Origin of the sequence: Streptomyces sp. 3MP-14, assembly GCF_006334905.2 — a bacterium.
Classification (GTDB): domain Bacteria; phylum Actinomycetota; class Actinomycetes; order Streptomycetales; family Streptomycetaceae; genus Streptomyces; species Streptomyces triticirhizae.
Map to the genome: position 1 here is coordinate 36,390 of NZ_VDLZ02000005.1, position 24,826 is coordinate 61,215.

Consider the following 24,826-nt stretch of genomic DNA (forward strand, 5'->3'; position numbering starts at 1 on the left):
GCTCGGTGAGCGGTGGGGCCTGAGCGACGGCGCGACCTAGGTTCGGAACGGGATAACTTCTGTGCGTGCTCGACTCCTTCCGCTGTTGATCGTTCTGTTGACGGGAGTGCTGCTGGCCCTGGGCATTCCGCTGGCCACCAGCCAGGCCAGGAGTGAGCAGCAGCGGGTGGTGGTGGACCGGATCGACGACACCGCGCGGTTCGCCTCGCTCGCCCAGTTCGCCGCCGGCTCGCCCGACGACGACCCCCGCGAGCCGCTGGCCACGCTCACCGAGGAGCTGAGCCGCTACCACGGGGTGTACGGGATCAGGGCGGGCGTCTTCCACCGGGACGGCCGCGCGATGGCGGCGGCCCCGGCCGACTGGGAGGTGCCCGGCGGCGTCGCGGGGCGGGAGTTCGCCGAGGCGCTGGCCGGCCGCCGCAGCCAGGGCCCGGCGCAGGTGTGGCCCTGGGACTCCGACCGGACGCTGGTGGTGGCCTCGCCGGTGATCAGGGATGGCGACGTGATCGCCGTGGTGGTCACCGAGTCACCGACCGGGCCGCTGCGCTCCAGCATCCTCGCCAGCTGGCTGCCGATCCTCCTCGGCGAGGCGGCGGCGCTGCTGCTCGCGGTGGTGGCCGCGTTCCAGCTCACCCGCTGGGTGCTGCGCCCGGTGCGGGTCCTGGACCGGGCGACCCACCACATCGCGACCGGCCGGCTGACGGCCCGGGTGGCGCCGGCCGGGGGGCCGCCGGAGCTGCGGCGGCTGGCGGTGTCGTTCAACGAGATGGCCGACCATGTGGAGGAGGTGCTGGAGCAGCAGCGCGCCTTCGTCGCCGACGCCTCCCACCAGCTGCGCAACCCGCTGGCCGCGCTGCTGCTGCGCATCGACCTGCTGGGTCTGGAACTGCCCGAGGGGAACGAGGAGTTCGCCTCGGTGCGGGCCGAGGGCAAGCGGCTGGCGCAGGTGCTGGACGGGCTGCTCGACCTGGCGCTGGCCGAGCACAGCGCCGCCGACCCCCGGGTGGTGGACGTCGCCGCGCTGGTCGCCGAGCGGGTCGGCGCCTGGCGGCCGGTGGCCGACCGGGGCGGCGTCGAGCTGCGGCTGGCCGGCCAGGCCGCGGTGACGGGCTGGGCGGACCCGGTGGCGCTCTCCAGCGCGCTGGACGCGGTGATCGACAACGCGCTGAAGTTCACCCCGGGCGGCGGCCTGGTGGAGGTCGGCGTCACGCCCGGCGGGGACACCGTCGCCGTGGATGTCGTCGACAACGGGCCCGGGGTGGCCGATGAGGAGCTGGAGCGGGTCGGCTCCCGCTTCTGGCGCAGCCACCGGCACCAGAACGTCTCCGGCTCCGGGCTCGGCCTGTCCATCGTGGGCGCGCTGCTGGCGGCCGGCGGGGCCGGGATCTCCTACGCCCACAACGAGCCGACGGGGCTGCGGGTGACCGTGACGGTGCCCCGGCACGCGCCGGAGCCCGCCACGTTCCCCGCGCCCTACGAAGCCCCCTTCGGCGCGCTCAATTCCGGTGCGCCAGACGGAGCGTGAGGATCTGGAAGGGGCGCAGCGCGAAGGCCACGCGCCCCTCGTTCACCTCGGGTGCCGGCTCGTCCGCCAGCGGGCGCTCCAGCAGGTCGGTCACCGCGACCGACGTCACGGGGAGGTCGAAGGACAGCTCGCCGGAGGCGCGCCGGCCGCCGGACTCGTAGAGCCGCACCACCAGGTCGCCGCTCTCGTCGTCGGCCAGCTTCACCGCCGAGACCACGACGCTGGCCGCGCCGCCCGGGGCCGGCCCCGCGCCGTCGACGACCCGGACCAGCGGCGCCACCTCGGCGTTCCCCGGCACCGCGCGCTCCGGCAGGTTGATCCGGTGCCCCTCGCGCACCGCGTCGTCGAGGTCGGCGCCCGGCACCAGGCCGAAGCGCAGCCGGTGCTCGCCCTGGTCGGTCTCGGGGTCCGGGTAGCGCGGGGCGCGCAGCAGCGACAGCCGCACCGTGGTGGTCTGCCCGCCGTCCTCGCGCACGTCCCTGGTCACGTCGTGGCCGTAGGTCGAGTCGTTGACCACCGCGACCCCGTAGCCCGGCTCGCCCACGTGCACCCAGCGGTGCGCGCAGATCTCGAACTTGGCCGCCTCCCACGAGGTGTTGGTGTGGGTGGGGCGGAAGACGTGGCCGAACTGGGTCTCGGAGGCCGACTGGTCGGCCTTCACATCCAGCGGGAAGGCCGCCTTGAGTACCTTCTCCGACTCCCGCCAGTCGATCGCGGTGTCGAACTCCACCGCCCGCGCGCCGGGGCGCAACACGATCAGCTGCACCACCCGGGACGCGCCGAACGCGCGGGTGACGCGCACCGTCGCCGCCCCCTCGTCGCCCCCGTTCGCGCCCCCGGGCGCCAGCAGCTCAAGCGACGCGACGTCCACCAGGTCCGTGACCCGGTTGCGGTAGAACTCGTCCAGGTCCCAGGCGTCCCACGCGTTGGGGAAGTCCGGGTGCAGCTGGAGCAGGTTGCCCGCGCCGCCGGGGGCGATCGCCTCCCGGCCGCTGGCCCGGTCAACCGCCGAGACCACCAGGCCCCGGCCGTCCACCTCGACCCGCAGCAGCCCGTTGTCCAGCACGAAGCCGCCGCCGGCCCGCTCCTCGGCGCCGACCCGCGCCGCCTCGCCCGCCCGGCGCGGCCGCGCGCCGCCGCCCGGCACCCCGCCGCGCTCGTGCGGCGCCGCGTTGAACACCACCGTGCCCTCGCCGTCCCCGGCGAGCGCCCGCTGGGCCGCGCCGATCAGCGCCAGCAGCTCCGCGCGCAGCGCGGCATAGGTCTCCCGCGCCTCCCGGTGCACCCACGCGATCGAGGAGCCGGGCAGGATGTCGTGGAACTGGTGCAGCAGCACCGTCTTCCAGATCCGGTCCAACTCCGCGTAGGGATAGGCGTATCCGGGCACCCGCAGCGCCGCCGTGGTCGCCCACAGCTCGGCCTCCCGCAGCAGCGACTCGCTGTGCCGGTTGCCCTGCTTGGTCTTGGCCTGCGAGGTGTAGGTGCCCCGGTGCAGCTCCAGATACAGCTCGCCGACCCAGACCGGCGCGTTCGGGTACTCCTCGTGCGCCTTGGCGAAGAACGCGGCCGGCGGCTCGATCTCGACCCGGGGCGAACCCTCCAGGTCCCGGGTCCGCCGCGCCCGGCCCAGCATCTCCCGGGTGGGGCCGCCACCGCCGTCGCCGAAGCCGAACGGCACCAGCGAACGGCTGCCCCGCCCCTTCTCCCGGTAGTTGCGCGCGGCGTGCGCCAGCTCGCGCCCGGAGAGGTCGGAGTTGTAGGTGTCGACGGGCGGGAAGTGCGTGAAGACCCGGGTGCCGTCGATGCCCTCCCACCAGAACGTGTGGTGCGGGAAGGTGTTGGTCCGGCTCCAGGAGATCTTCTGGGTGAGGAACCATTTCGAGCCCGACAGCTTCACCAGCTGCGGCAGCGCGGCCGTGTAGCCGAACGAGTCGGGCAGCCACACCTCCTCGGTCTCGATGCCGAACTCGTCCAGGAAGAACCGCTTTCCGTGGACGAACTGCCGCGCCATCGCCTCGCCGCCGACCATGTTGGTGTCGGACTCCACCCACATGCCGCCGACCGGCACGAAGCCGCCCTCCTCGATCCGGCGCCGCACCCGCTCGAACAGCTCGGGCCGGTGCTCCTTGACCCAGGCCAGCTGCTGCGCCTGCGACATCGCGAAGACCAGCTCGTCGGACTCCTCCAGCAGCGCCACCACGTTGGCGGTGGTGCGGGACACCTTGCGCACCGTCTCGCGCAGCGGCCACAGCCAGGCCGAGTCGATGTGCGCGTGGCCCACGGCGCTCAGCCGGTGCGCCGAGGCGTGCGCCGGCGCGGAGAGCACGTTCGCGAGCTGGGCGCGCGCCGCCGGCGCGCTGCCCGCGACATCCGCCAGGTCAACGGCGTCGAGCGCTGCCTCGACCGCCCGCACCAGCTCGAAGCGGCGCGCGTCGTCCGGTGACAGCTCCACCATCAGCGAGCCGACGACCTCCAGGTCGCGCACCAGCTCCCAGACCTCGGCCTCGAAGACCGCCAACTCCGCCCTGAGCAGCCGGTAGAGCGGCTCGTCCCCGACGGTCAGCCGGTCGCCGAGCGCGGTCGGGCGCGGCTCCACCAGGATCGGGTTGGCCGCCGCTTCCACCAGGAGTTCGACCTCCTCGCCGCCGTTCGCCGAACGGGCCACCGGCACCCAGTCGTTGTGCGGGTGCACGCCCTTGACGGCGGTGCCGTCCGGCCGATGGACCAGCCCCTCGCACTGGAAGCCCGGCAGCTGCCGGTCGAAGCCCAGGTCGATCCTGGCCTCGACGCGCCGCCCGGCCCACTCGGCCGGCACCCGCCCCGTCAGCCGGAACCAGCTGGTGCCCCACGCCGGCCCCCACCGTTCCCCGACCTCGGCCGGCCGGTACGCGGCGGCCAGCGCCTCGGCCACCGGAACGGGCTCGCCCGGCGCGTCCCACCGCTCCAGTCCCAACGGCACCGCCGCGCCGTACACCGCCGGCCTGATCCGCTCGTCGAGCACTCGACGCAACCGCTGCTCGACAAGGTCCCGGTCGTCGTGCATGAAGGTGACTCCTCAACGTTCTGTTCCCGGTGTTCCCGGGTGTTCCCGGTAAGTGGTGAACCAGTAGGAACAGAATCAAACGAGATTCCCCGGAAATACCTGTGGAAAAGTACGACCGGGGACGAGGCCCCCGGCTCGTCGGCTCAGGACTTGACCGAGCGGTAGTAGTCCCGCGCGCCCGGGTGGAGGTCCAGCGGCTGGGTGTAGATGGCCGTCCGCAGGTCGACGCGCTGCGCCGCGTGCACCTCGCCGCCGATCCGGTCCCGCCCGTTGATCACCGAGCGGGTGATCTCCTCGGTCAGCCTGTCGTCCGCCTCCACCGTCGTGACCAGCAGGTTCGCCACCGCCAGGGTGTCGATGCCCTGGGTGCCCGGGATCTGCGGATAGGCGTCGGGCGGCATCACCGCCGCCCGGTAGAACGCCGTGTGCCCGCCGTCGTCCCCGGTCAGCTCCGGCAGCAGGTCGTCCAGCGGCACCAGCCGGATCTCGGTGAACTCCGCCAGCCGCTCGATCGCCGAGGTCGGCAGCCCGCCCGACCAGAAGAACGCGTCCAGCCGCCCGGCCTCCAGCATCCTCGGCATACTGTCGATGCCCAGCCGGACCGCCGTCAGATCGCGTTCCATGTCGAGCCCGGCCGCCGCCAGCAGTTCCCTGGTCACCAGCTGCACGCCCGACTGGTCCTGCCCGACTCCGACCCGCAGCCCCGCCAGGTCGCGGGTCCGCTCCACCGGCGAGTGCGCCGGCACCACCAGGTGCATGTAGTCGTCGTAGAGCCGGGCGCAGGCCCGCAGCCGTTCCGCGCCCTGCCCGCCGGCCTGCTGGTAGGCGGCGATCGAGTCGGCGGTGGCGATGGTGAAGTCGGCCTCCCCGCTGAGCACCCGCTCGATGTTCTGCACCGAGCCCGCGCTCTTCGTCAGCCGCATGTCCAGCTCGGGTGCGTCCTCAGCCAACTGGGCGCGCAGCAGCTGCCCGTAGCGCGCGTACACCCCGCTGCTGACGCCGGTGCTCATCGTCACCGTGCCGGCGGGCCGCCCGTCGTCCCGCACCAGCGGGCGGGCCAGCACCACGACCAGCACCGCGAACACCACCGCAGCCGCGACCAACAGCCGCCGCCCCCGGGTGGAGCGGGGCACGATCCGCCACCGTCCCGGCGCTCCCGAAGCCACCCGAGCAAACTATCAGCGGACCGTAGACTTGGCTCCGGCCAGCTTGCTTCCTGATCGATGCGGATTGAGTCCTTCCCATGCCACCTTCTGCCAGGCCCGAGGCGCGTACCTACCAAGTCCGGACGTTCGGCTGCCAGATGAACGTCCACGACTCGGAACGCATGGCCGGGCTGTTGGAGGAGGCCGGCTATGTCCCGGCGGGCGAACGCGACGAGGTCGCCGACATCGTCGTCTTCAACACCTGCGCCGTCCGGGAGAACGCCGACAACCGCCTCTACGGCAACCTCGGCCAGCTCGCCCCCAGGAAGGCCGCCCGCCCCGGGATGCAGATCGCGGTCGGCGGCTGCCTCGCCCAGAAGGACCGCGACGCGATCACCCGCCGCGCGCCCTGGGTGGACGTGGTCTTCGGCACCCACAACGTCGGCAGCCTGCCCGTCCTGCTGGAGCGCGCCCGCATCGAGCGCGAGGCCCAGGTCGAGATCGCCGAGTCGCTGGAGGCGTTCCCCTCCACGCTGCCCACCCGCAGGGACAGCGCCTACGCCGCGTGGGTCGCGATCTCCGTCGGCTGCAACAACACCTGCACCTTCTGCATCGTGCCCGCGCTGCGCGGCAAGGAGAAGGACCGCCGCCCCGGCGACATCCTCGCCGAGGTCGAGGCGCTGGTCGCCGAGGGCGTCATCGAGATCACCCTGCTCGGGCAGAACGTCAACGCCTACGGCTCGGACATCGGCGACCGGCAGGCGTTCTCCCAACTGCTGCGCGCCTGCGGCTCCGTCGAGGGTCTGGAGCGGGTGCGGTTCACCTCCCCGCACCCCAGGGACTTCACCGACGACGTGATCGAGGCCATGGCGGCCACCCCCAACGTGATGCCGCAGCTGCACATGCCGCTCCAGTCGGGCTCCTCCCGGGTCCTGAAGGCCATGCGCCGCTCCTACCGGCAGGACCGCTACCTGGGCATCATCGAGAACGTCCGGCGGGCCATCCCCGAGGCGGCCATCACCACCGACATCATCGTGGGCTTCCCCGGCGAGACCGAGGAGGACTTCCAGGAGACCCTGCACGTGGTCCGCGAGGCGCGCTTCGCGCAGGCGTTCACCTTCCAGTACTCCAAGCGCCCCGGCACCCCGGCCGCCGAGATGCCGGGGCAGATCCCCAAGGAGGTCGTCCAGGAGCGCTACGAGCGGCTGGTCGCCCTCCAGGAGGAGATCTCCTGGGCGGAGAACAAGCGCCAGGTCGGCCGCACCGTCGAGGTCCTGGTCGCCGAGGGCGAGGGCCGCAAGGACGACGCCACCCGCCGCCTGTCCGGCCGCGCGCCCGACAACCGGCTGGTCCACTTCGCCCGGCCCGAGCAGCCCGTGCGGCCGGGCGACCTCGTCACCGTCGAGATCAGCTACGCCGCGCCCCACCACCTGCTGGCCGAGGGCGCGCCGAAGGCCGTCCGCCGCAGCCGCGCCGGCGACGCCTGGGAGCGGCGCAACGCCCAGCCGGAGCCGGCCGGTTCGGGCGGCGTGCTGCTCGGCCTGCCCACGGTGGGCGTCCCGGCCCAGCCCACCGAGCCGGTCGGCGGCTGCGGCGTCAGCCACTGAGGGAGCACGCCGGGCTACGCTTTCGATCATGCTCGTCGCCGCCGCAGTCTGCCCCTGCCCGCCCCTGCTCGTTCCCGAGGTGGCCGCCGGCGCCGCCGCCGAGATGGACCGGGCGCGGGCCGCCTGCTACGACGCCGTCGCCGTGCTGGCCGCCGCGCGGCCCGACCGGCTGCTGCTGGTCGGCCCCGCCGAGCCGGCCGAGCGCGGCGGCTACCCGGCCGGCAGCCGGGGCTCGCTGCACGGCTTCGGCGTCGCGCTCGACGTGACCCTGGGCGCGGGCGCGCCGGACCCGGGGGAGCCGGGCTCCGGGGAGCCGGGGGCGCGCCCGCTGCCGCCCTCGCTCACCGTCGGCGCCTGGCTGCTGGAACGCACCGGCTGGCGCGCCGCCCCGGTCGCCGCGCTCGCCCTCTCCGACCAGGACGGGCCGGCCGACTGCCTGGCCACCGGCCGCGAACTGGCCGCCGAGGACGGCCGGTTGGCGCTGCTGGTGCTGGGCGACGGCAGCGCCTGCCGCACCGAGAAGGCGCCCGGCGCCTTCGACGACCGGGCCGCCCCGTTCGACCGCGCCGCCGCCGAGGCCCTCGCCGGCGCCGACGTCCGGGCCCTCGCCGACCTCGACCCCGTGCTGGCCCGCCAGCTGCACGTCGCGGGCCGCCCCGGCTGGCAGCTGCTCGCCGGCGCCGCCGAGGGCGCCGACCTCGCCGGCCGGCTGCTGCACGACGAGGCCCCCTACGGCGTCGGCTACCTGGTCGCCACCTGGTCCTGACCGATCGGCCCGCCGCCGCCCACCCCGCCGGCTCTGGGAGACTGTTGGGGTGCACGTTCCCCACCGCACCCCCCGCGTCATCGCCGTCGTCGGCCCGACGGCGGCGGGCAAGTCAGACCTGGCCGTCACGCTCGCCCAGCGGCTCGGCGGCGAGGTGATCAACGCCGACTCCATGCAGCTCTACCGGGGCATGGACATCGGCACCGCCAAGCTCAGCCCAGCCGAGCGTGGCGGGGTGCCCCACCACCTGCTCGACATCTGGGACGTCTCGGTCACGGCGAGCGTCGCCGAGTACCAGCGGCTGGCCCGCACCGCCATCGACGAACTGCTGGTCAGCGGCCGCGCCCCCGTCGTCGTCGGCGGCTCGGGCCTCTATGTGCGCGGCGCCCTGGACACCCTGACCTTCCCCGGCACCGACCCCAAGGTGCGCGCCGAGCTGGAGGAGGAGCTGGAACGCGTCGGCAGCGGCGCCCTGCACGCCCGGCTCGCCGAGCTGGACCCGCAGGCCGCCGAGGCCATCCTGCCCAGCAACGGGCGGCGCGTGGTCCGCGCGCTCGAGGTCATCGAGATCACTGGGCGCCCGTTCACCGCCCAGCTCCCCGACCCGGACGAGGACCGCGCCTTCTACCCCGCGCTGCACATCGGCGTCGGCGTCCCGAGGCCCGAACTCGACGCCAGGATCGCCGCCAGGGTCGAGCGGATGTGGGCCGCCGGACTCGTCGACGAGGTGCGCCGGCTCGACGCCCGGGGCCTGCGCGAGGGCCGCACCGCCTCCCGCGCGCTGGGCTACCAGCAGGTGCTCGCCGCGCTCGACGGTCAGTACGACGAACGGGCCGCCCGCGAGGAGACGATCAGGGCCACCCGGCGCTTCGCCCGCAGGCAGGAGAGCTGGTTCCGCAGGGACCCCAGAGTCCGCTGGCTCGACGGCGGCGCCGAGGGCGCCGAGACCCTCGCGGACCGGGCCTGGGAGTTGGTCGAACGGGCGGTCACATCCTGATCACGTGATGGCATCGGGACGCTCCCGGCGGCCGGGAGGGAGGGCTGGGCGTGCCATCATCGAGCCCGATGCTACGACCGGGAACCGTGGAGTTGGGAGGGCACGTGGCGATGGAGGCCAGCCCTCGCGAGACCAGCGGAACGACCGAACGAACCACCGATTCCACGCCACCTGTGCCGCCCGCGCCACCCGTGCCGCGCCCCGCCGAGGGGCTCGCGCCCGACCACGGCGACCCGGCGCGGGACGCGCACCTGACCGACCGTCCGCCGCTCGCCGGCGAGCCGCTGCCCCACGACGACGACCCGCTGGACCCGGCGGACGAGGTGGATGACGCGGACCGGACGGCCGAGTCCTACGCCGACCTCCGGCCCCCGCGCCGGCTGCGCCTGACGCTGTTCGCGCCCATCGTGGTGCTCAGCCTGCTGGGCTCGCTGATGTTCGCCTTCCCGCTCGCCTTCGCCTTCGACGAGGCGGGCGCCGTGGTCGCGATGCTGGGCCTGCTGATCGGCTCGTCGGCCGCCGGCTGGGGCATGATGGCCGCCCGCCGGGTCGGCTACACCTGGCCCGGCGTCCCCCCGCGCGGCTCGGGCCGCCGCCCCGACTGGCGGATGCTGCTGCTCTACGCGGTGGCCCTGTCGGCGGCCCTCGCGCTGGCCGTCTGGCGGGTGGCCGGACTGCGCTGACGGACCCGGCGACCGACGAGTGACTAGGATCGTCGGGTGGGCACCGCAGCGCAGAGCGTGCCGTTCCTCAAGGGGCACGGCACCGAGAACGACTTCGTGATCATCCCTGACCCCGACGGGCGGCTGGCGCTGTCCGCCGCCGAGGTGGCGCGCCTGTGCGACCGCCGCGCCGGCGTCGGCGCCGACGGCGTGCTCCGCGTGGTCCGCTCCGCCGCCCACCCCGAGGCGGTCGAACTGGCCGACCGCGCCGAGTGGTTCATGGACTACCGCAACGCCGACGGCAGCGTCGCCGAGATGTGCGGCAACGGCCTGCGGGTCTTCGCCCGCTACCTGCGCCACGCCGGCCTCGCCAAGGAGCCCGAGGTGGCCGTCGCCACCCGGGCCGGGCTGCGCCGGGCGCGGTTCGACGAACGGAACGCGGACTCCGGCCCGATCACCGTGACCATGGGCCGCGCCCGGCTGCCCGAGGGCGCGGCGGCATCCGCCACCGTCACGGTCGGCGAGCGGAGCTGGCCGGCCCACCACGTGGACATGGGCAACCCGCACGCCGTCGCGTTCGTCGATGACCTGGCGCACGCCGGGCGCCTGTTCGACGCCCCCGAGGTGTCCCCGGCCGCCGCCTACCCGCACGGCGCCAACGTCGAGTTCGTGGTGGACCGGGGCGAACGCCATGTGGCGCTGCGGGTGCACGAGCGCGGCTCGGGCGAGACCCGTTCCTGCGGCACCGGCGCCTGCGCCGTGATGGTGGCCGCCGCCCGCAGGGACGGCCGGGACCCGGCGGTGGACGGCCGGCCCGTCGGCTACACGGTGGATGTGCCGGGCGGGCGCCTGGAGATCACCGAGGCGGTCGACGGCACGGTGACCATGACCGGCCCGGCCGTGATCGTCGCCGAGGGCACCCTCGCGCCCGCGCTGTTCGGGGCGGCCGGCTGAGTCCGCCCGCCCGCGCGGACCACCGGACGGGACGTCAGCCGACGAAACGTCATTCCTCGGCCGGGGACCAGCCTCTTTCGGCCACCTTCGTCAGAACATACGTCACCTGAATGGGTGATCCCCGGCGATCGGGACGGCCGGTGGCACGTGGCACGTGGTGGGCTCGGTAGCATCAAGCACCGGCGCCGCTGCGGGACCATCCCTGATCACGGGACCACCGGACGATCACGGGGACCACCGGTCGACAGACGCGGTCCGGTCCACCCGACCGCGGAGGTGCCCCCAGATGACGGCAGAGGCGTCCACGCCGAGCGGCGCCGCCCCCACGCGCCGGGGCCACCGCGGGGTGAGGCTGCGTCAGCTCGGCCGCGCCGCGCTCTTCGGCTCCGACCGGCACCGGCTGCCCGACGCCATCGAGCACCTCGCGAAGGCCCACCGCTCCCATCACCCGGGCGCCGACCTCGGCGACCTGCACCGCGCCTACCGGCTGGCGGAGGCCGCCCACCGGGGCCAGACCCGCAAGAGCGGCGAGCCGTACATCACCCACCCGTTGGCCGTCACCCTGATCCTGGCCGAACTCGGCGCCGAGACCACCACGTTGACCGCCTCCCTGCTCCACGACACCGTGGAGGACACGGACGTCACCCTCGACCAGGTGCGGGCCGACTTCGGGGACGAGGTCGGGCATCTGGTGGACGGCGTCACCAAGTTGCAGAAGGTCGAGTACGGCGCCGCCGCCGAGTCCGAGACGTTCCGCAAGATGCTGGTGGCCACCGGCAGCGACGTGCGGGTGATGTCGATCAAGCTCGCGGACCGGCTCCACAACATGCGCACCCTCGGCGTCATGCGCCCCGAGAAGCAGGCCAGGATCGCGCGGGTCACCCGGGACGTGCTGATCCCGCTGGCCGAACGGCTCGGCGTGCACACGGTCAAGACCGAGCTGGAGGACCTGGTCTTCGCCGTTCTCCACCCCGAGGAGCACCGCGCGGCCCACGCGCTGGTGCGGGCGCACCGCGAGCGCCCCGACCCGCTGGCGGACGCGGCCTCGCTGGTGCGCGCCGTGCTCCGCGAGGCCGGCATCGCGGCCGAGGTGCAGATCCGGCCACGCCACCTGTTCTCCGTCCACCGGGCCCGCCTGAAACGCGGCGAGCTGGGCGCCTGGGACTACGGCCGGCTGCTGATCCTGGTCGCGGAGAACGCGGACTGCTACGCCGTCCTGGGCGAGCTGCACACCTGTCTGAACCCGGTGGTCTCGGAGTTCAAGGACTTCGTCGCCGCCCCCAAGTTCAACCTCTACCAGTCGCTGCACACCGCGTTCTCCACCCCGGACGGCGATGTCGCCGAGGTGCTGGTGCGCACCCACGCGATGCACCGGGTCGCGGAGAACGGCGTGATCGCGCTCGGCGACCCGCACCGCTCAGGCGAGGGCGAGCCGGGCGCCGAGGAGGCCGAGCGCGCCGTCGACCCGACCCGCCCCGGCTGGCTGTCCCGGCTGCTGAAGTGGCAGGAGCAGGCGACCGACTCCGACACCTTCTGGACCGAGCTGCGGGACGAGCTGGCCAGGGACCGCGAGATCACCGTCTTCGCCGGCTCACCCGAGGACGGGCCCCTCCAACTGCCGGTCGGCGCCACCTGCGTGGACGCCGCCTACGCCCGGCACGGCGCCGCCGCCCACTCCTGTATGGGCGCCCGGGTCAACGGCCGGCTGGCGACGCTGCGCACCGTGCTGCGCGACGGGGACACCGTTCAGCTGCTGCTCGCCGGCGACGGGGGCTCCGGCCCCTCGCCCGAGTGGCTGGAACACGCCACCACGCCGGCGGCCCGGGTCGCGATCCGCTCCTGGCTCACCGCCGGGGGCGCGCAGCCGCAGGACGAGCGCGGCGAGGAGGCCAGGCGCCCGGCGCCCGAGCCCGAGCGGCCGGCCGCCCCGGCCGGGGGGTTGGCCGGCGAGGCCGCCGCCGTGGTGCCGGGCGCCCCCGAGGCCCCGGTGCGGCTGGCGCGCTGCTGCACCCCCGTCCCGCCCGACGCCGCCTGCGGCTTCGCCGTGCGGGGCGGCGCGGTCACCGTGCACCGCGAGGAGTGCCCCAGGGCCGTGGAGATGGTCGAGGACGGGCGTCCCGCGCTGGCGGTCCGCTGGCGTTCCGACTCGGTGGGCTGCCGGGTCACGCTCCAGGCCGAGGCGCTGGGCCGGCCCGAGCTGCTGGCCGACCTCACGGAGGCCCTGGCCCAGCACGGCGCCGCCGTGGTGCACGCGGAGGTCGAGCCGCCGCGCCAGCAGCGGGTCCGCCACACCTACACGCTGCGGTTGCCCGACGCCTCCGGGTTGCCGAGGTTGATGCGGGCCATGCGCCGGGTACCCGGCGTGTATGACGTCTCGCGCGCCGTTCGCGTGCATCCGTAGGCCCCCCGGAGAGCGGGCGGGAGGGCCGGCGGCGGCCGGCTTCGTGCCGCTTAATCCCGTGCCAGGCCCGGAGGGGCGTGCCACTATGGCGGGGGAGATCCGGGGCGCCGGCGGCGCCGACCGGGAATCTTCCGGGCCGCTCGGGCGTTGTCGGGGCAGCCACGTTCCTCAGCTCGCGCAGCGTTCCCGCTGGCTGGCTGATCCAGTCGAACCTAAGGATCGCATTGACCTTCTCTTCCCTTCCTCAGGACACCCAGCGCCACATCACGGCGAACCGCCGGGCCGACGCCCTGATGGATGAGGACGTTGCCTGGGACGAGTTCTCCGAGGACCGGGACGGCGAGCAGTTCGAGCGGGAGGAGCGCGCCGCGCTGCGGCGGGTCGCCGGCCTCTCCACCGAGCTGGAGGACGTCACCGAGGTCGAGTACCGCCAACTGCGCCTGGAGCGCGTGGTGTTGGTGGGCGTCTGGACCTCGGGCACCGCCCAGGACGCGGAGAACTCCCTGGCCGAGTTGGCCGCCCTCGCCGAGACGGCCGGCGCCCAGGTGTTGGACGGCGTGATCCAGCGCCGCGACCGGCCGGACCCGGCCACCTACATCGGCTCGGGCAAGGCCAAGGAGCTGCGGGATCTCGTCGTCGAGACGGCGGCCGACACGGTGGTCTGCGACGGGGAGTTGAGCCCCGGGCAGCTGATCCACCTGGAGGACGTCGTCAAGGTCAAGGTGGTGGATCGCACCGCCCTGATCCTGGACATCTTCGCCCAGCACGCCAAGTCCCGCGAGGGCAAGGCGCAGGTCTCCCTGGCCCAGATGCAGTACATGCTGCCCCGGCTGCGCGGCTGGGGTCAGTCGCTCTCCCGGCAGATGGGCGGCGGCGGTTCCAGCGGCGGCGGCGGGATGGCGACCCGTGGTCCCGGTGAGACCAAGATCGAGACGGACCGGCGGCGGATTCGCGAGAAGATGGCGAAGATGCGCCGGGAGATCGCCCAGATGAAGGTCGGGCGGGACGTCAAGCGCCAGGAGCGGCACCGCAACGAGGTGCCCTCGGTGGCCATCGCCGGCTACACCAACGCGGGGAAGTCCTCCCTGCTCAACCGGCTCACCGGCGCCGGCGTGCTGGTGGAGAACGCGCTGTTCGCCACCCTCGACCCGACCGTCCGCAGGGCCGAGACGCCCGGCGGCCGGGCCTACACCCTCGCCGACACGGTGGGCTTCGTGCGCCATCTGCCGCACCACCTCGTCGAGGCGTTCCGCTCCACGATGGAGGAGGTCGGCGACGCCGACCTGATCCTGCACGTGGTGGACGGCTCGCACCCGACGCCGGAGGAGCAGCTGGCCGCCGTCCGCGAGGTGATCAACGACGTGGGCGCGCGGGACGTGCCGGAGATCGTCGTGATCAACAAGGCGGACGTGGCCGACGAGGTCACCCTCCAGCGGCTGATGCGCGCCGAGCGGCGCGCCATCCCGGTCTCCGCGCACACCGGCCTGGGGATCGACGAGCTGTTGGCCCTCATCGAGGACGAACTGCCGCATCCGTCGGTCGAGTTGGAGGCGCTTGTCCCGTACACGGAGGGGGCGTTGGTCTCCCGGGTGCACGAGGAGGGCGAGGTGCTCGCCGAGGAGCACACCGGCGAGGGCACGCTCCTCAAGGCCAGGGTCCACCCGGAGTTGGGCGCGCTGTTGGAGCCGTTCGTCCCGGCGACCAGGGCCTGACCCGGGGCTCACTCGCCCAGGACCGGACCGAGGGCTCCCTTCCCCGCGTGGGGGAGGGAGCCCTCGGGCGTGGGGCGGAGGCGCGCCCGGCGTGGGGTGGCCGGGGCAGCCGTGCCGTGTGATCAGGGGTGACGGGTCACACGTCCATCTCCGCCCAGGTCAGCGCCAGGGTTCGGGCGGCCTCCAGGGAGGGGGTCTCGGGGTCGGTCCCGTCGTGGACCTCCGCGAGGAACATGAAGGCCGCCGTGAAGGCGCCGATGAGGTGGGTGATGCGCTCCTCGGCGAGGGCGGTCACGGGGTGGTCGGGGGTGGCGGCGATGGCGGTCAGGTCGTCCAGGAGGACCGAGATGAAGTCGGCGTCGACCGTGCAGGGCTCGTCGACGTCGAGCGCGCACACCAGGAGGCCGGCCACTCGTCTCCAAATGTCGCTCTTGGTCAGGAACATGAGGCCGGAACCCCCTTCGCGCTCGGTGCGGCGGGCGTGCGGGCGGGGCGGCGGGGAGAAGGCTTCGTCGGCCTTCTTCCCGCCGCCCGCGCGGTGGTTGACGGTGCGTGGTGCCGGGCCGGGAGGCGCATGGGCGCTTGGCCCTCGTTCCTAGGCAGCCTCCGCGTTGGGCGCTGGCGCCTCCTTCGGCGTGCGGATCACCCCGATCACCAGGAGGAGGCCGACCAGGGCGAAGCCGGCGCCGCCGATGCAGGCGGCTCCGATGCCGTCCGCGAGGATGTCCTTGGCCCCAAGTCCCGGGTCCGGGCTGTCGGTTGCGCTGCTGAAGATGGTGACCAGCACGGCCGTTCCGATGGAGCCGCCGACCATGCCCATGGTCTGGAGCACGCCGGAGGCGGCGCCGGACTCCGTCGGTTTGACGCTGGACAGGATCGTCCCGATGAGCGGCGGGTTGAGCATTCCGACGCCGATGCCGGCGAGCGCCATCGGGCCGAGGATGCCCGACCAGTACTCGGTGGCCGCGGAGACCTGGGTCAGCCAGACCATGCTGACGAAGACCAGCACGAGGCCGGTGACCATCGCGGTCTTGGCGTCGAAGCGCTCGATCACCGGCGGGGCGATCCAGCGCGGGGCGATCATCATCGTGATGGCCATCGGCAGGAAGGCGAAGCCGGCCATCAGCGGGCGCATGTCAAGCACTTCCTGAACGAACTGGGTCAGGAAGAAGAACATCCCGAACAGGGCCGCGCCGGAGCAGACGAACGTGAGGTAGCCGCCGCCGCGGTTGCGGTTGACGAGCAGCTTCAGGTTGAGCACCGGCTCGGAGTGGCGGGTGGAGATCACGACCAGGGTGCTCAGCAGGATCACGCCGACGCCGAAGGCCGCGAGCGTCGAGGGCTCGCTCCATCCCTCCTCGGAGGCATGGACGAATCCGTAGACGATGGAGCCCATGCCGACGGTGGCGCTGAGGGCGCCGCCGAAGTCGAACTTGCCGCGTCGCCCGGCCGATTCGGGGATGAACTTGGGGGTGGCGATCAGCAGCACGATGCCGATCGGGACGTTGATGAACAGCACCGAACGCCACGAGATCAGGTCGGTGAGCATTCCGCCGATGATCAGGCCGCCGGCGAAGCCGAGCCCCTGGGCCATGACGGAGATGCCGAACGCCTTGGTGCGTTCCTTCTCGGTGCGGAAGGACGTGACGATCAGGGCCAGCGCGCAGGGCGCGGTCATGGCCGCTCCGGCGCCCTGAATGGCGCGGGCGGCGAGCAGCATCCAGGAGTCCTGGGCGACCGCGCCGACCAGGGAGGCGAGGGTGAAGACCGTGACGCCGATCATCAGGCCCTTGCGGTGGCCGATGATGTCGCCGACGCGACCGCCGAGGAGGAGCAGACCTCCGTACGCCAGCGTGTAGCCGTTGAGCACCCAGGAGAGGGTGGTCACGGACATGTCGAAGTCCTGCTGGATGTTCGGCACGGCCATGTTCATGACCGTGATATCGATCGCATCCAGTAACTGGACGCACAGGATGATGGTGAGGATGGCCGTCGCGTGCGGCGTGATGGTGGAGGCCGTGTCCTTGGCCGGACTGGTGGCTCCCTGACTGTCAGGCATGACGCCTGGCCCCCTTCAGTGAGGCGACTTCGGTGGTACGTGGGTCTCGTCGGTGCGTTCGCTTGGTCGCGCCGGCGTCGGTGCGGAGGGTCGTGCGCACGGAATCGGAGAGTGCTCCCCGGTTCCCGGTCGACACGATACGGGGAGGACTCTCCGGATCGCAACCGGGATGCCCGGGCCTGTCGGAGAAGAGCCTTTCTGCGGGCGGACGTTCGACCCCCGACGCGGCCCGGGTGGGCGTTCGTGGACCGGCGAGAGGCCGGAGCCTATAGCCCGCCCATGGCTGAGGCGAGACGCTTTGCGAGCCACGGAAAAACCGGCCCCGGCGACGCCGGAATCTCCCCGAAAACGCCCGAAGTTGGCGCCGCTCCGAAAGGGGTTTTGTAGGGGTTGCGCGACTGCGGAAGGCCGGTAGTTTTCACCCGAGCCGTGTTCGCCGTGATCTCCCTGTTCCGTCGGGCGGGAATCCGGTCGCAAGAAGCCGGACTTCGGCAGCAATTCACTGGAGCACACCATGGAACCCATCGACTATCCGCTCGATGAGGCGGGACCGCCCCGGCTCAACCCGGCCTATGCGGAACTCAGGGAACAACAGCCGGTGGCCCGGGCGAAAATGCCTTACGGCGAGGAGGCATGGTTCGCCACCCGGTACGCGGACGTCAAAACCGTGATGTCCGACCCGCGTTTCAGCCGGGCCCTGGCCAAGGAACACGACGAGCCCCGCGTGTTCCCCGTGATGCCCGACGTCAACATCATGGGCATGGACCCGCCGCAGCACACCCGGCTCCGCAAGGTCGCCGCGCGCGCCTTCACCGAACGCCAGGTGCGCCGCCTCCGCCCCCGGATGCAGCGCATCGCCCACGACCTCATCGACGCCATGGCCGCCGCTGGCCCTCCGTTGGACCTGGTGAGCCACTTCGGGACGCCGTTCCCCGTCGCCGTCATCGCGGAGCTGTTCGGCGTGCCGGCCGAGGACCAGCCGCTGTTCACCGGCTGGTCCAAGGCGCTCACCGCCACCACGTCCATGACGGGTGAGCAGATCGCCGCGTCGTACGCCAACCTGGAGCGGTACGTCGCCGACCTCATGGACCAGCGCGCCGCCCGCCCGGCCGACGACCTGCCGAGCGACCTCGTCGCCGCGTACCGCGCCGACGGCGGCACCTCCAGGGACGAACTGGCCCGGCTGGGCATGATGTTGCTCGCCACCGGCCACGGCAGCACCGCCAACCAGATCTCCTACGGCGCCTATCTGCTGCTCTCCACGCCCGACCAGGCCGAGAAGCTCACCAAGGACCCCGACCTCGTCAACGCCGCCGTCGAGGAGCTGTTGCGGTTCGGCAAGAACGACGAGGCCGCCATCTTCGCCCGCTACGCCCGCGAGGACGTCGAACTCGGCGGTGTCGTGGTGCGCGCCGGGGAACCCGTTTTGGGCTCCCGGGTGGCGGCCAACCACGACCCCCGCGTCTTCACCGACCCCGAACACCTCGACATCACCCGCTCCCCGAACCCGCACATCGCCTTCGGCCACGGACCCCACCACTGCCCGGGCGCCCAACTCGCCCGCGCGGAACTCCAGATCGGCCTCGGCACCCTGCTGCGCCGCTTCCCCGAGCTGCGGCTGGCCGTCGCGCCGGAGGAGCTGGTCTGGCAGGGCGGCAGCCAGGCGCGCATCTTCGCCGAGCTGCCCGTGACCTGGTGGCCGCCGGGCCACCCGCCCGCCCCCGAATCCGGCGCCGCGGCCCCGGGCGATCGCGCACCACGCCAGCCATCGCAGTGAGAAGGACCGTCATGGACGAGAAGACCGCGACCCGCTACCGGGTCACCGTCGCCGAGGACGTCTGCATCGGCAGCGGCTCCTGCATCGCCGCCGCGCCCACGTTCTTCGACTGGGGCGACGACCACGCCGCCCGCGCCCGCGCCGAACTCGTCGCGCCCGACGAGGCGATCCTCGACTGCGCCGAGTGCTGCCCGGTGGGCGCCATCACCGTGACGGACGAGGCGACGGGGCGCACGCTCGCACCCTGACCCGGCGGCGCGCGGGGTCGCACGGCCCCGGTCCCCGCGCGCCGCACGTCCGCCACTCCGGCCTGCCCCGTCACCGCTGAACCGTGACGGGGCAGGCCGCCTGTCAGCCGAGCTTGGCGCGGAGTTCGCGACGGCCGGTGACGCCCAGCTTCTTGTAGGTCCTGGTGAGGTGTTGCTCGACGGTGCTGATCGTCACCGACAGGGAACGGGCGATCTTCCGGTTGCTGCTGCCCGTCGCGGCCAGCATCGCCACCCTGCGCTCCGAGTGCGTCAACTTGTTCAGGTAGTGCGAGAAGCGGTCCTCGATCCGGTACCTGGCCGCGCTCGCCTCCAGCGGCGGCAGCGGACCCGGCACGGCCAGCTTGCGCACCGCCTCGAACATCTGCCCCTCCTGCGCGGCCTCGGTCAGCACGGCGAAGACGTGCTCACGGGCCGAGTTGTGCTGTTCCACGCTGTCGATGACGTTCGAGGTGCCCTCGCCGTCCGCCTCCTGGTCGCTGCCCAGCAGCCGGTCCAGCCGCTGGTCGATGAGCTGCACCGCGTCCTCCTGCCGGCCCCTGGTGAGCAGCGCGCCGGCCGCCGCGAGCCGCCACGGCAGGACCGACTCGTGGTCGATGCCCCACGCCGACATCAGTCGGCCGGCGGCCAGGAAGTCGGTGAGGGCCGCGTCCGATCTGCCGTCCACCAGGCTCAGGTGTCCCCGGGCGTAGAGGTAGGGCAGCCCGTGGCGCGACTCGAATAACTCCGGCGGAACGGGCTGGTCCAGACACTTCCTGGCCCGGTCCAGGTCCCCTGTGGCGATGGTGCTGAGCATCAGCGCGGCCAGCGGGCCGCCGATCCTGGTCCCGAACGCCTGCGGGGAGCCGAGCGCCAGCGCGGCCTCGGCGGCCTGCCGGGCGGCGTAGTGGCTGCCCTCGGTCAGCGCCAGCGCCGCCCGGATGGACAGCAGCCGCGCCTGCCACATCGGGGCCCGCTGCCACTCCGCCTCGGTGAGGAGCCGGTCGAGGAACCCGCGCAGCAGCGGGCGTTCCCCGCAGTACAGCAGGGCCGCCAGCGCGGCACACAGCGACGGCGCGGTGTCGTCGTTGAACGGCGTGCTGTACAGCGCGTCGGACGCGGCCGCCACGGCTTCGGGATCGGCCTGCCCCGAGGTGAGGACCCGGAGCAACGCGGCGGTCGGATCGGGCAGTTGCCCGCCCGGCGCCTCGGGCTCCGGCGGCTCGCCCGGGGCGCTCGCCGCGCCGAGCAGCCCGGGGTACTCGCCGAGGACCAGCAGCCGGGCCGCCGTGAACTCCGGATGGTCGGCACGCTCACCCCGCGCCGCCCTGCGCCGGGCGGCCGCGAGCATCTCCAGCGCCTCGTCGGCGCGGCCCCGGCGGATCATCTGGTCGGCGAGGGCCGTCGGATGGTGCACCCACAGGTCCACCATGGGCACCAGGGCACCGGCCTCGTGGAAGTACTGGCAGCTCAGCTCGGGGTCGTAGGCGGTGAGCACCAGCGCCGTCTTGGTGAGGATCGCCGCGCGCCGGCCGGGTTCCGAGGTGCTGCGCAGCGCCAACCGGAGGGCGCTGACGGCGAGATGGCGGTCGTTGCCGGCCATCGCCTGGATGACGGTCTCGTGCAGCAGGGAGTCCGACCAGGGGACGTGTTCGTCGTCCGCCGCGATGAGCCGCTTGGCGACCTCCAGCGCGGGCGCGCCCATGCCGCGCAGCGCGCTCGCGGCGCGGATGCGCAGCGCCGACGCCTGGGCGCTGGGGATCGTGGAGATGACGGCCTCCTCGATCACCCGGTGCCGGAAGCGGTTGTTCTCCATCAGCCCGGCCGAGGTGAGCACCTGGAGCGTCTGGTCGATGACCTCGACGGTGGTCCCGGCGACCTGGGCCGCGCTGCGCGGGGTGCTGAACTCCCCGAGGATCGCGATGCCCTGGGCGGCCCGGCGCAGCTCGGTGTCCAGCCGGAAGTAGTGGTCGAGGACGGTGCTGCGATAGGTGGGGCCGACGGGCAGGCCGGCGCTTCCCGGTGTCCCGGTGAGCCGCTCCAGCGACTGCTGGTAGTCCATCAGGATCGCCTTGAGCAACCCGGTGTTGCCGCCGGACAGTGTCCCGGCCTCCGCCAGCGCCGCGTCGCTCAGGCTCAACCCGAAGGACTCCTCGGCGAGTTGCCGTATCGCGTAGGGGGTCAGCGGGCGCAGCCGCAGATGCCGGGAGTGGGCCAGGCCGTTCAGCTCGGCCAGCACCTCCTCGTGGGTCGGCCGGGTCGGGCGCATGGTGAGCAGCATCAGCAGCGGCCGGCTGCCCGCCTCCACGGCCAGCCGCGTGATCAGCGACAGGGCCTCAGGATCGGCGTGGTGGATGTCGTCGACGCACAGCACGCGTGGTTCGCCGCCCGGGTCGAGGCCGAGTCCCGGCTCCTGGTGCAGGCCCTGCCGGAACGGCGAGAGCGCCGTGAACACCACCGGCACGCCCCGCGTGCGGGCCTCCTCGGTGAACGCCGACATCAGGGTGGTCTTGCCGGCGCCCGCTGGGCCGGTGACGACGGCTACCTGGCCCGTTCCACCGGCGATTTTGTCCAGTAGAAAATTCAACTGTGTAATATTGGAGTCTCGTTCCAACAGTTTCACGACGCCTCCCGGTTTCGAGACGGGCCGAGACCGTCATCGATACAGCTCAGTGGACGGCGGAGCCGCGCACGGTCGGTGGCCGCAGCGGTCCGCCCGTGAGGCGAGTCGGTCAGGTCTGGCCGCGACTCCCCGTTGCATCGAATGCCAGTCTGTCTTCCGCTTGTTCGACCGATCATTGTGCAGAGCGTCCATCGGTCACCATCCCACGTTTGAGATGTCTCGCGCCGTAACGCGGTTCGTGTTACGGCCGTTCACCATCGACCAGACCATCGATGGAAACGGTCAGATGTGGTCATGGGAGCGGCTTCTGCGAACGGGTTCGGGCATGGGCGCGGCGGTGAACGGGCCCGGGGGAGGGGCGTGCTGGCGGGGTGCCCGCCGGTCGCGCGGGGCGCGGGGGAGCGGTGAGGCGCGCGCGGCGCCCGGGGGAGAGGGGAGCGAAGGAGAGCAGCGCGGTCGCGCAGCGGACATGCGCCCCGGCGTCCGGCGGCGAGTGACCAGCGTCACTCGGGGTGTGCCGCGCCGGAGAACGGGTAGAGATGGCGCCCGAGTTGGGGCGGCCTCCCGGCGCGACGCGGGTGTCGCCCGCGCCCGGCGAGGCAAACGCGAACCCCGGGGCGCGGTTGCCCCGGGGTCGGTGCGCGAGGGGGAACGGTCGTCCCGCCGTCGCCGGTCGCGCTCCCGCGCGGTCGGTCCGCTCCGCGCGCGCCGCGCGGCGGCGGGGCGGGCGCGCCGGCCGGCCGGGCCGTCACGGTGCGCCGGCCGGCCGGGCGGTCACTCGGCGATGGCGGTGCGGTCCGTCCAGTGGAACACGGCCAGCTTCTCGCCGTTGAGGGTGGTGAAGTCGCCCTCGTGCCGGAAGTGTTCATAGCCGGAGCCGAAACGGTGCTTGATCTTCTCCGTGAGCGAGGTGGTGAACTGGACTCGCTCGTCGTCGGGAAAGGAGGACGGGCCCCCCACCAGGAAGACCTTGAACTGCCACATCGTGAGCACCTCCGAACGGATGGGTCGAACTTCGGGATGACAAGCGGGTGTTGTGGTCAGTCGGCCGACCGCAGTCGGGCGCCGATGACGTCCAACACGGCGCCGACCCGCTCGTTGAGATAGAAGTGGCCGCCGGGGAAGACCCTCAGGTCGAACGGGCCGCTGGTGTGGTCGGCCCACGCCCGGGCCTCCTCGACCGTGGTGCGCGGGTCGCTGTCGCCGACGAGCGCGACGACGGGGCAGTCGACGGCCGCGCCGGAGCGCGGGCCATAGGTCTCCACCGCGTGGTAGTCGGCGCGCAGCGCGGGCAGGATCATCTCCCGCAGCTCGTCGTCGTCCATCAACGCCGTCTCCGTGCCGCCCAGTTCGCGCAGCTCGGCCATGATGCCGGCGTCGTCGCGCAGCCGCACGTTCTCCTCCCGCACCCGGGACGGCGCCCGGCGGCCGGAGAGGAACAGCAGCCGGGGGGCGAGGCCGGCGCGGGTCAGCGAAACGGCCGCCTCGAACGCCACCATCGAACCCATGCTGTGCCCGAAGAAGGCCAGCGGCCCCGCCTCGGCCCACGGCCCGAGCGCGGCCACCGCGCCGCGCGCCAACTCCTCGATGCCGCGCAGCGGCGGCTCCGCCCGTCGGTCCTGGCGGCCCGGGTACTGCACCGCGAGCACCTCGACCTCGGGCGCCAGCGCGGCCGAGACGCCGTGGAAGTAGCTGGCGGAACCGCCGGCGTGCGGGAAGCACACGAGGCGGACCGCCGGACGCGCCGACGGGTGGTACCGCCGCACCCAGTCGGTATCCGTCGTGCTCGCCGTCCTGACATCGCTCATGGGGGGACGCCTGTGCCCTTCCGTTCGGCGCGTCGCTGACTTTCCGAATCTTCCAGCGACCGCCCGGAGGGACAACCCCTAACTGACCCGGAAACGAGGGAAACAACCCCTCATCGACCCGGAAAAGCGACCGCACACGGCGGCGGCCTAGGCTCACCCTTAGGGATAGTGGATTCCTAGGGGGAGGGCTCTCTCTCTGTTTATGGTGACGGCCCTACAGGTTTCCTAGGGGTTGTCGTTCCGGGTAAGCGCGAAGGAGTCTCGAAGAACGCATTACCAGGCAGGGAGAAGTGGATGGTCATGACTCGGGCCGCGGTTCTTCGCGACACGGCGGGCGATTTTCTGATCGAGGAAGTAACCGTTTCCGACGAACTGCGTGCCGACGAGGTGCGGGTGCGGATCGTCGCGAGCGGCGTCTGCCACACCGATCTCCTCGTGCGCGACCAGGTGTTGCCACCCCCGCTGCCGGCGATCCTGGGCCACGAGGGCAGCGGCGTCGTCGAGGCCGTCGGCGCCGGCGTCGACGGCTGCGCGGTCGGCGACCGGGTGGTGCTGGCCCCGCTCAGCTGTGGCCGCTGCCGCAACTGCCGGTCGGCGCACCCCATGCACTGCCTCCACTGGGGCCCGCTCAACCTGCGCGGCCGCCGCGCCGACGGCACCACCGCCTACCGCGACCGCGAAGGCCGGGAACTCAACGGCCATTTCTTCGGCCAGTCCTCCTTCGCCGGGCACGTCGTCACCCCCCAGCGCTCCGTGGTCAAGGTCAGGGACGACCTCGACCTGACGCTCGCCGGGCCGCTGGGCTGTGGCCTCCAGGCCGGCGCCGGCGCCGTGTTCAACGTGCTGGCGCCGCAACCGGGCGCCTCCATCGCCGTGTTCGGCGCCGGCGCGGTCGGCCTCGCCGGGATCATGGCCGCCAGGATCGCGGGCTGCGACCCGATCTACGCCGTCGACCTGCACCCCGGCCGGCTCGAACTCGCCACCGAACTCGGCGCCACCCACGTGCTGGAGGCCGGCGACGTCGCCGGGGACGTCGCCGGGGAACTCGTCCGCCGCACCGGCGGCGGGGTGGACCTCGCGCTGGACGCCGTCGGCCTGCCGGCCACCGCCCGCAGCGCCGTCGACGCGCTCGCCATGGGCGGCGTCGCGGCCATCGCCGGCTCGGCCGGCAGCGGCCAGGACGCGCCCATCGGACTCACCCAGCTGATGGGCCGCACCGTGCACGGCGTCATCGAGGGCGACAGCGTGCCCGCGCTGCTCATACCGCAGCTCATGGACCTGCACGCCGCCGGGCGATTTCCCTTCGAAAAGCTCGTCAGAACCTATGCGTTCGAGGACATCGCCGCCGCCGTCAAGGACTCGGAAAGCGGAGAGACGGTCAAGCCGATTCTCCTGCACTGAAACCGGTACCGCACCGCGATCCGGCCCGGCCCGGCCCGGCCCGGAAATTCTCCGCCCGACTCCCGCCCATTCCTGGACTCCGCCCTTTTCCGAACGGGGAG

Annotated in this window: 18 protein-coding genes; 11 read left to right on the forward strand and 7 right to left on the reverse strand. The window is 73.1% G+C overall.

Annotated features, from left to right (window positions below; all coding sequences use genetic code 11):
- Positions 1–61 precede the first annotated feature (61 nt).
- On the forward strand, positions 62–1,525 hold the full coding sequence (locus FH609_RS09075; protein WP_139666979.1) for a sensor histidine kinase: 1,464 nt from the start codon (positions 62–64) through the stop codon (positions 1,523–1,525).
- Here FH609_RS09075 and FH609_RS09080 read toward each other — a convergent pair.
- Both FH609_RS09080 and FH609_RS09085 read right to left on the reverse strand, forming a co-directional pair.
- The gene (locus FH609_RS09080; RefSeq protein ID WP_139666978.1) at positions 1,497–4,568 is read right to left on the reverse strand and encodes an alpha-mannosidase; all 3,072 of its coding nucleotides are present in this window, start codon (positions 4,566–4,568) and stop codon (positions 1,497–1,499) included. The two genes, FH609_RS09075 and FH609_RS09080, sit on opposite strands and share 29 nt — an antisense overlap.
- 143 nt (positions 4,569–4,711) lie before the next feature.
- Complete coding sequence (locus FH609_RS09085) at positions 4,712–5,734, reverse strand: TAXI family TRAP transporter solute-binding subunit (protein WP_226961518.1); 1,023 nt, start codon at positions 5,732–5,734, stop codon at positions 4,712–4,714.
- A gap of 77 nt (positions 5,735–5,811) precedes the next feature.
- Between FH609_RS09085 and miaB the strand changes: the two genes are divergently transcribed.
- From miaB to hflX, 7 genes are all read left to right on the forward strand, one after another.
- Positions 5,812–7,320 (forward strand): tRNA (N6-isopentenyl adenosine(37)-C2)-methylthiotransferase MiaB, encoded by a 1,509-nt coding sequence (gene miaB, locus FH609_RS09090; RefSeq protein WP_139666977.1) that lies wholly within the window; start codon positions 5,812–5,814, stop codon positions 7,318–7,320.
- Positions 7,321–7,348: 28 nt separating this feature from the next.
- Positions 7,349–8,086 carry a class III extradiol dioxygenase subunit B-like domain-containing protein gene (locus FH609_RS09095; protein ID WP_139666976.1) on the forward strand — a complete coding sequence of 246 codons (738 nt, stop codon included), beginning with the start codon at positions 7,349–7,351 and terminating at the stop codon, positions 8,084–8,086.
- Between the two features lie 49 nt (positions 8,087–8,135).
- Entirely contained in the window at positions 8,136–9,083 is a 948-nt protein-coding gene (gene miaA / locus FH609_RS09100) for a tRNA (adenosine(37)-N6)-dimethylallyltransferase MiaA (protein WP_139666975.1), read from the forward strand.
- A gap of 68 nt (positions 9,084–9,151) precedes the next feature.
- On the forward strand, positions 9,152–9,766 hold the full coding sequence (locus tag FH609_RS09105) for a hypothetical protein (protein WP_226961519.1): 615 nt from the start codon (positions 9,152–9,154) through the stop codon (positions 9,764–9,766).
- A gap of 36 nt (positions 9,767–9,802) precedes the next feature.
- A complete protein-coding gene (gene dapF, locus FH609_RS09110; RefSeq protein ID WP_139666974.1) occupies positions 9,803–10,699 on the forward strand; it encodes a diaminopimelate epimerase in 897 nt (298 codons plus the stop codon).
- Between the two features lie 286 nt (positions 10,700–10,985).
- Entirely contained in the window at positions 10,986–13,100 is a 2,115-nt protein-coding gene (locus FH609_RS09115; protein ID WP_139666973.1) for a RelA/SpoT family protein, read from the forward strand.
- Between the two features lie 224 nt (positions 13,101–13,324).
- On the forward strand, positions 13,325–14,812 hold the full coding sequence (gene hflX, locus FH609_RS09120) for a GTPase HflX (protein ID WP_139666972.1): 1,488 nt from the start codon (positions 13,325–13,327) through the stop codon (positions 14,810–14,812).
- Between the two features lie 136 nt (positions 14,813–14,948).
- On the opposite strand, the gene FH609_RS09125 is transcribed toward hflX, so the two are convergent.
- Together FH609_RS09125 and FH609_RS09130 are read right to left on the reverse strand one after the other, a co-directional pair.
- Positions 14,949–15,257 (reverse strand): hypothetical protein, encoded by a 309-nt coding sequence (locus tag FH609_RS09125; protein ID WP_139666971.1) that lies wholly within the window; start codon positions 15,255–15,257, stop codon positions 14,949–14,951.
- Positions 15,258–15,407: 150 nt separating this feature from the next.
- A complete protein-coding gene (locus FH609_RS09130; protein ID WP_139666970.1) occupies positions 15,408–16,871 on the reverse strand; it encodes an MFS transporter in 1,464 nt (487 codons plus the stop codon).
- Positions 16,872–17,385: 514 nt separating this feature from the next.
- Between FH609_RS09130 and FH609_RS09135 the strand changes: the two genes are divergently transcribed.
- Positions 17,386–18,648: a cytochrome P450 gene (locus FH609_RS09135; protein ID WP_139666969.1), complete on the forward strand. Its 1,263-nt coding sequence runs from the start codon at positions 17,386–17,388 to the stop codon at positions 18,646–18,648.
- A gap of 11 nt (positions 18,649–18,659) precedes the next feature.
- Complete coding sequence (locus tag FH609_RS09140; protein ID WP_139666968.1) at positions 18,660–18,896, forward strand: ferredoxin; 237 nt, start codon at positions 18,660–18,662, stop codon at positions 18,894–18,896.
- 103 nt (positions 18,897–18,999) lie between these two features.
- Here the strand turns inward: FH609_RS09140 and FH609_RS09145 are convergent, their stop codons facing one another.
- From FH609_RS09145 to FH609_RS09155, 3 genes are all read right to left on the reverse strand, one after another.
- Entirely contained in the window at positions 19,000–21,516 is a 2,517-nt protein-coding gene (locus FH609_RS09145; RefSeq protein WP_139666967.1) for an AAA family ATPase, read from the reverse strand.
- Positions 21,517–22,290: 774 nt separating this feature from the next.
- Positions 22,291–22,500 (reverse strand): DUF5988 family protein, encoded by a 210-nt coding sequence (locus FH609_RS09150; RefSeq protein WP_139666966.1) that lies wholly within the window; start codon positions 22,498–22,500, stop codon positions 22,291–22,293.
- 56 nt (positions 22,501–22,556) lie between these two features.
- Entirely contained in the window at positions 22,557–23,324 is a 768-nt protein-coding gene (locus tag FH609_RS09155) for a thioesterase II family protein (protein ID WP_139666965.1), read from the reverse strand.
- Positions 23,325–23,624: 300 nt separating this feature from the next.
- Here FH609_RS09155 and FH609_RS09160 point away from each other — a divergent pair, with 300 nt between their 5' ends.
- The gene (locus FH609_RS09160; protein WP_139666964.1) at positions 23,625–24,725 is read left to right on the forward strand and encodes an NAD(P)-dependent alcohol dehydrogenase; all 1,101 of its coding nucleotides are present in this window, start codon (positions 23,625–23,627) and stop codon (positions 24,723–24,725) included.
- Positions 24,726–24,826 lie beyond the last annotated feature (101 nt).

Bases quoted from the DNA above. Each gene is read 5' to 3' on its own strand.
- FH609_RS09080 (WP_139666978.1), bottom strand. From the start codon at position 4,568: ATGCACGACGACCGGGACCTTGTCGAGCAGCGGTTGCGTCGAGTGCTC.
- miaB (WP_139666977.1), top strand. From the start codon at position 5,812: ATGCCACCTTCTGCCAGGCCCGAGGCGCGTACCTACCAAGTCCGGACG.
- FH609_RS09095 (WP_139666976.1), top strand. From the start codon at position 7,349: ATGCTCGTCGCCGCCGCAGTCTGCCCCTGCCCGCCCCTGCTCGTTCCC.
- FH609_RS09105 (WP_226961519.1), top strand. From the start codon at position 9,152: ATGCTACGACCGGGAACCGTGGAGTTGGGAGGGCACGTGGCGATGGAG.
- FH609_RS09115 (WP_139666973.1), top strand. From the start codon at position 10,986: ATGACGGCAGAGGCGTCCACGCCGAGCGGCGCCGCCCCCACGCGCCGG.
- FH609_RS09125 (WP_139666971.1), bottom strand. From the start codon at position 15,257: ATGTTCCTGACCAAGAGCGACATTTGGAGACGAGTGGCCGGCCTCCTG.
- FH609_RS09130 (WP_139666970.1), bottom strand. From the start codon at position 16,871: ATGCCTGACAGTCAGGGAGCCACCAGTCCGGCCAAGGACACGGCCTCC.
- FH609_RS09135 (WP_139666969.1), top strand. From the start codon at position 17,386: ATGGAACCCATCGACTATCCGCTCGATGAGGCGGGACCGCCCCGGCTC.
- FH609_RS09140 (WP_139666968.1), top strand. From the start codon at position 18,660: ATGGACGAGAAGACCGCGACCCGCTACCGGGTCACCGTCGCCGAGGAC.
- FH609_RS09150 (WP_139666966.1), bottom strand. From the start codon at position 22,500: ATGTGGCAGTTCAAGGTCTTCCTGGTGGGGGGCCCGTCCTCCTTTCCC.
- FH609_RS09155 (WP_139666965.1), bottom strand. From the start codon at position 23,324: ATGAGCGATGTCAGGACGGCGAGCACGACGGATACCGACTGGGTGCGG.
- FH609_RS09160 (WP_139666964.1), top strand. From the start codon at position 23,625: ATGACTCGGGCCGCGGTTCTTCGCGACACGGCGGGCGATTTTCTGATC.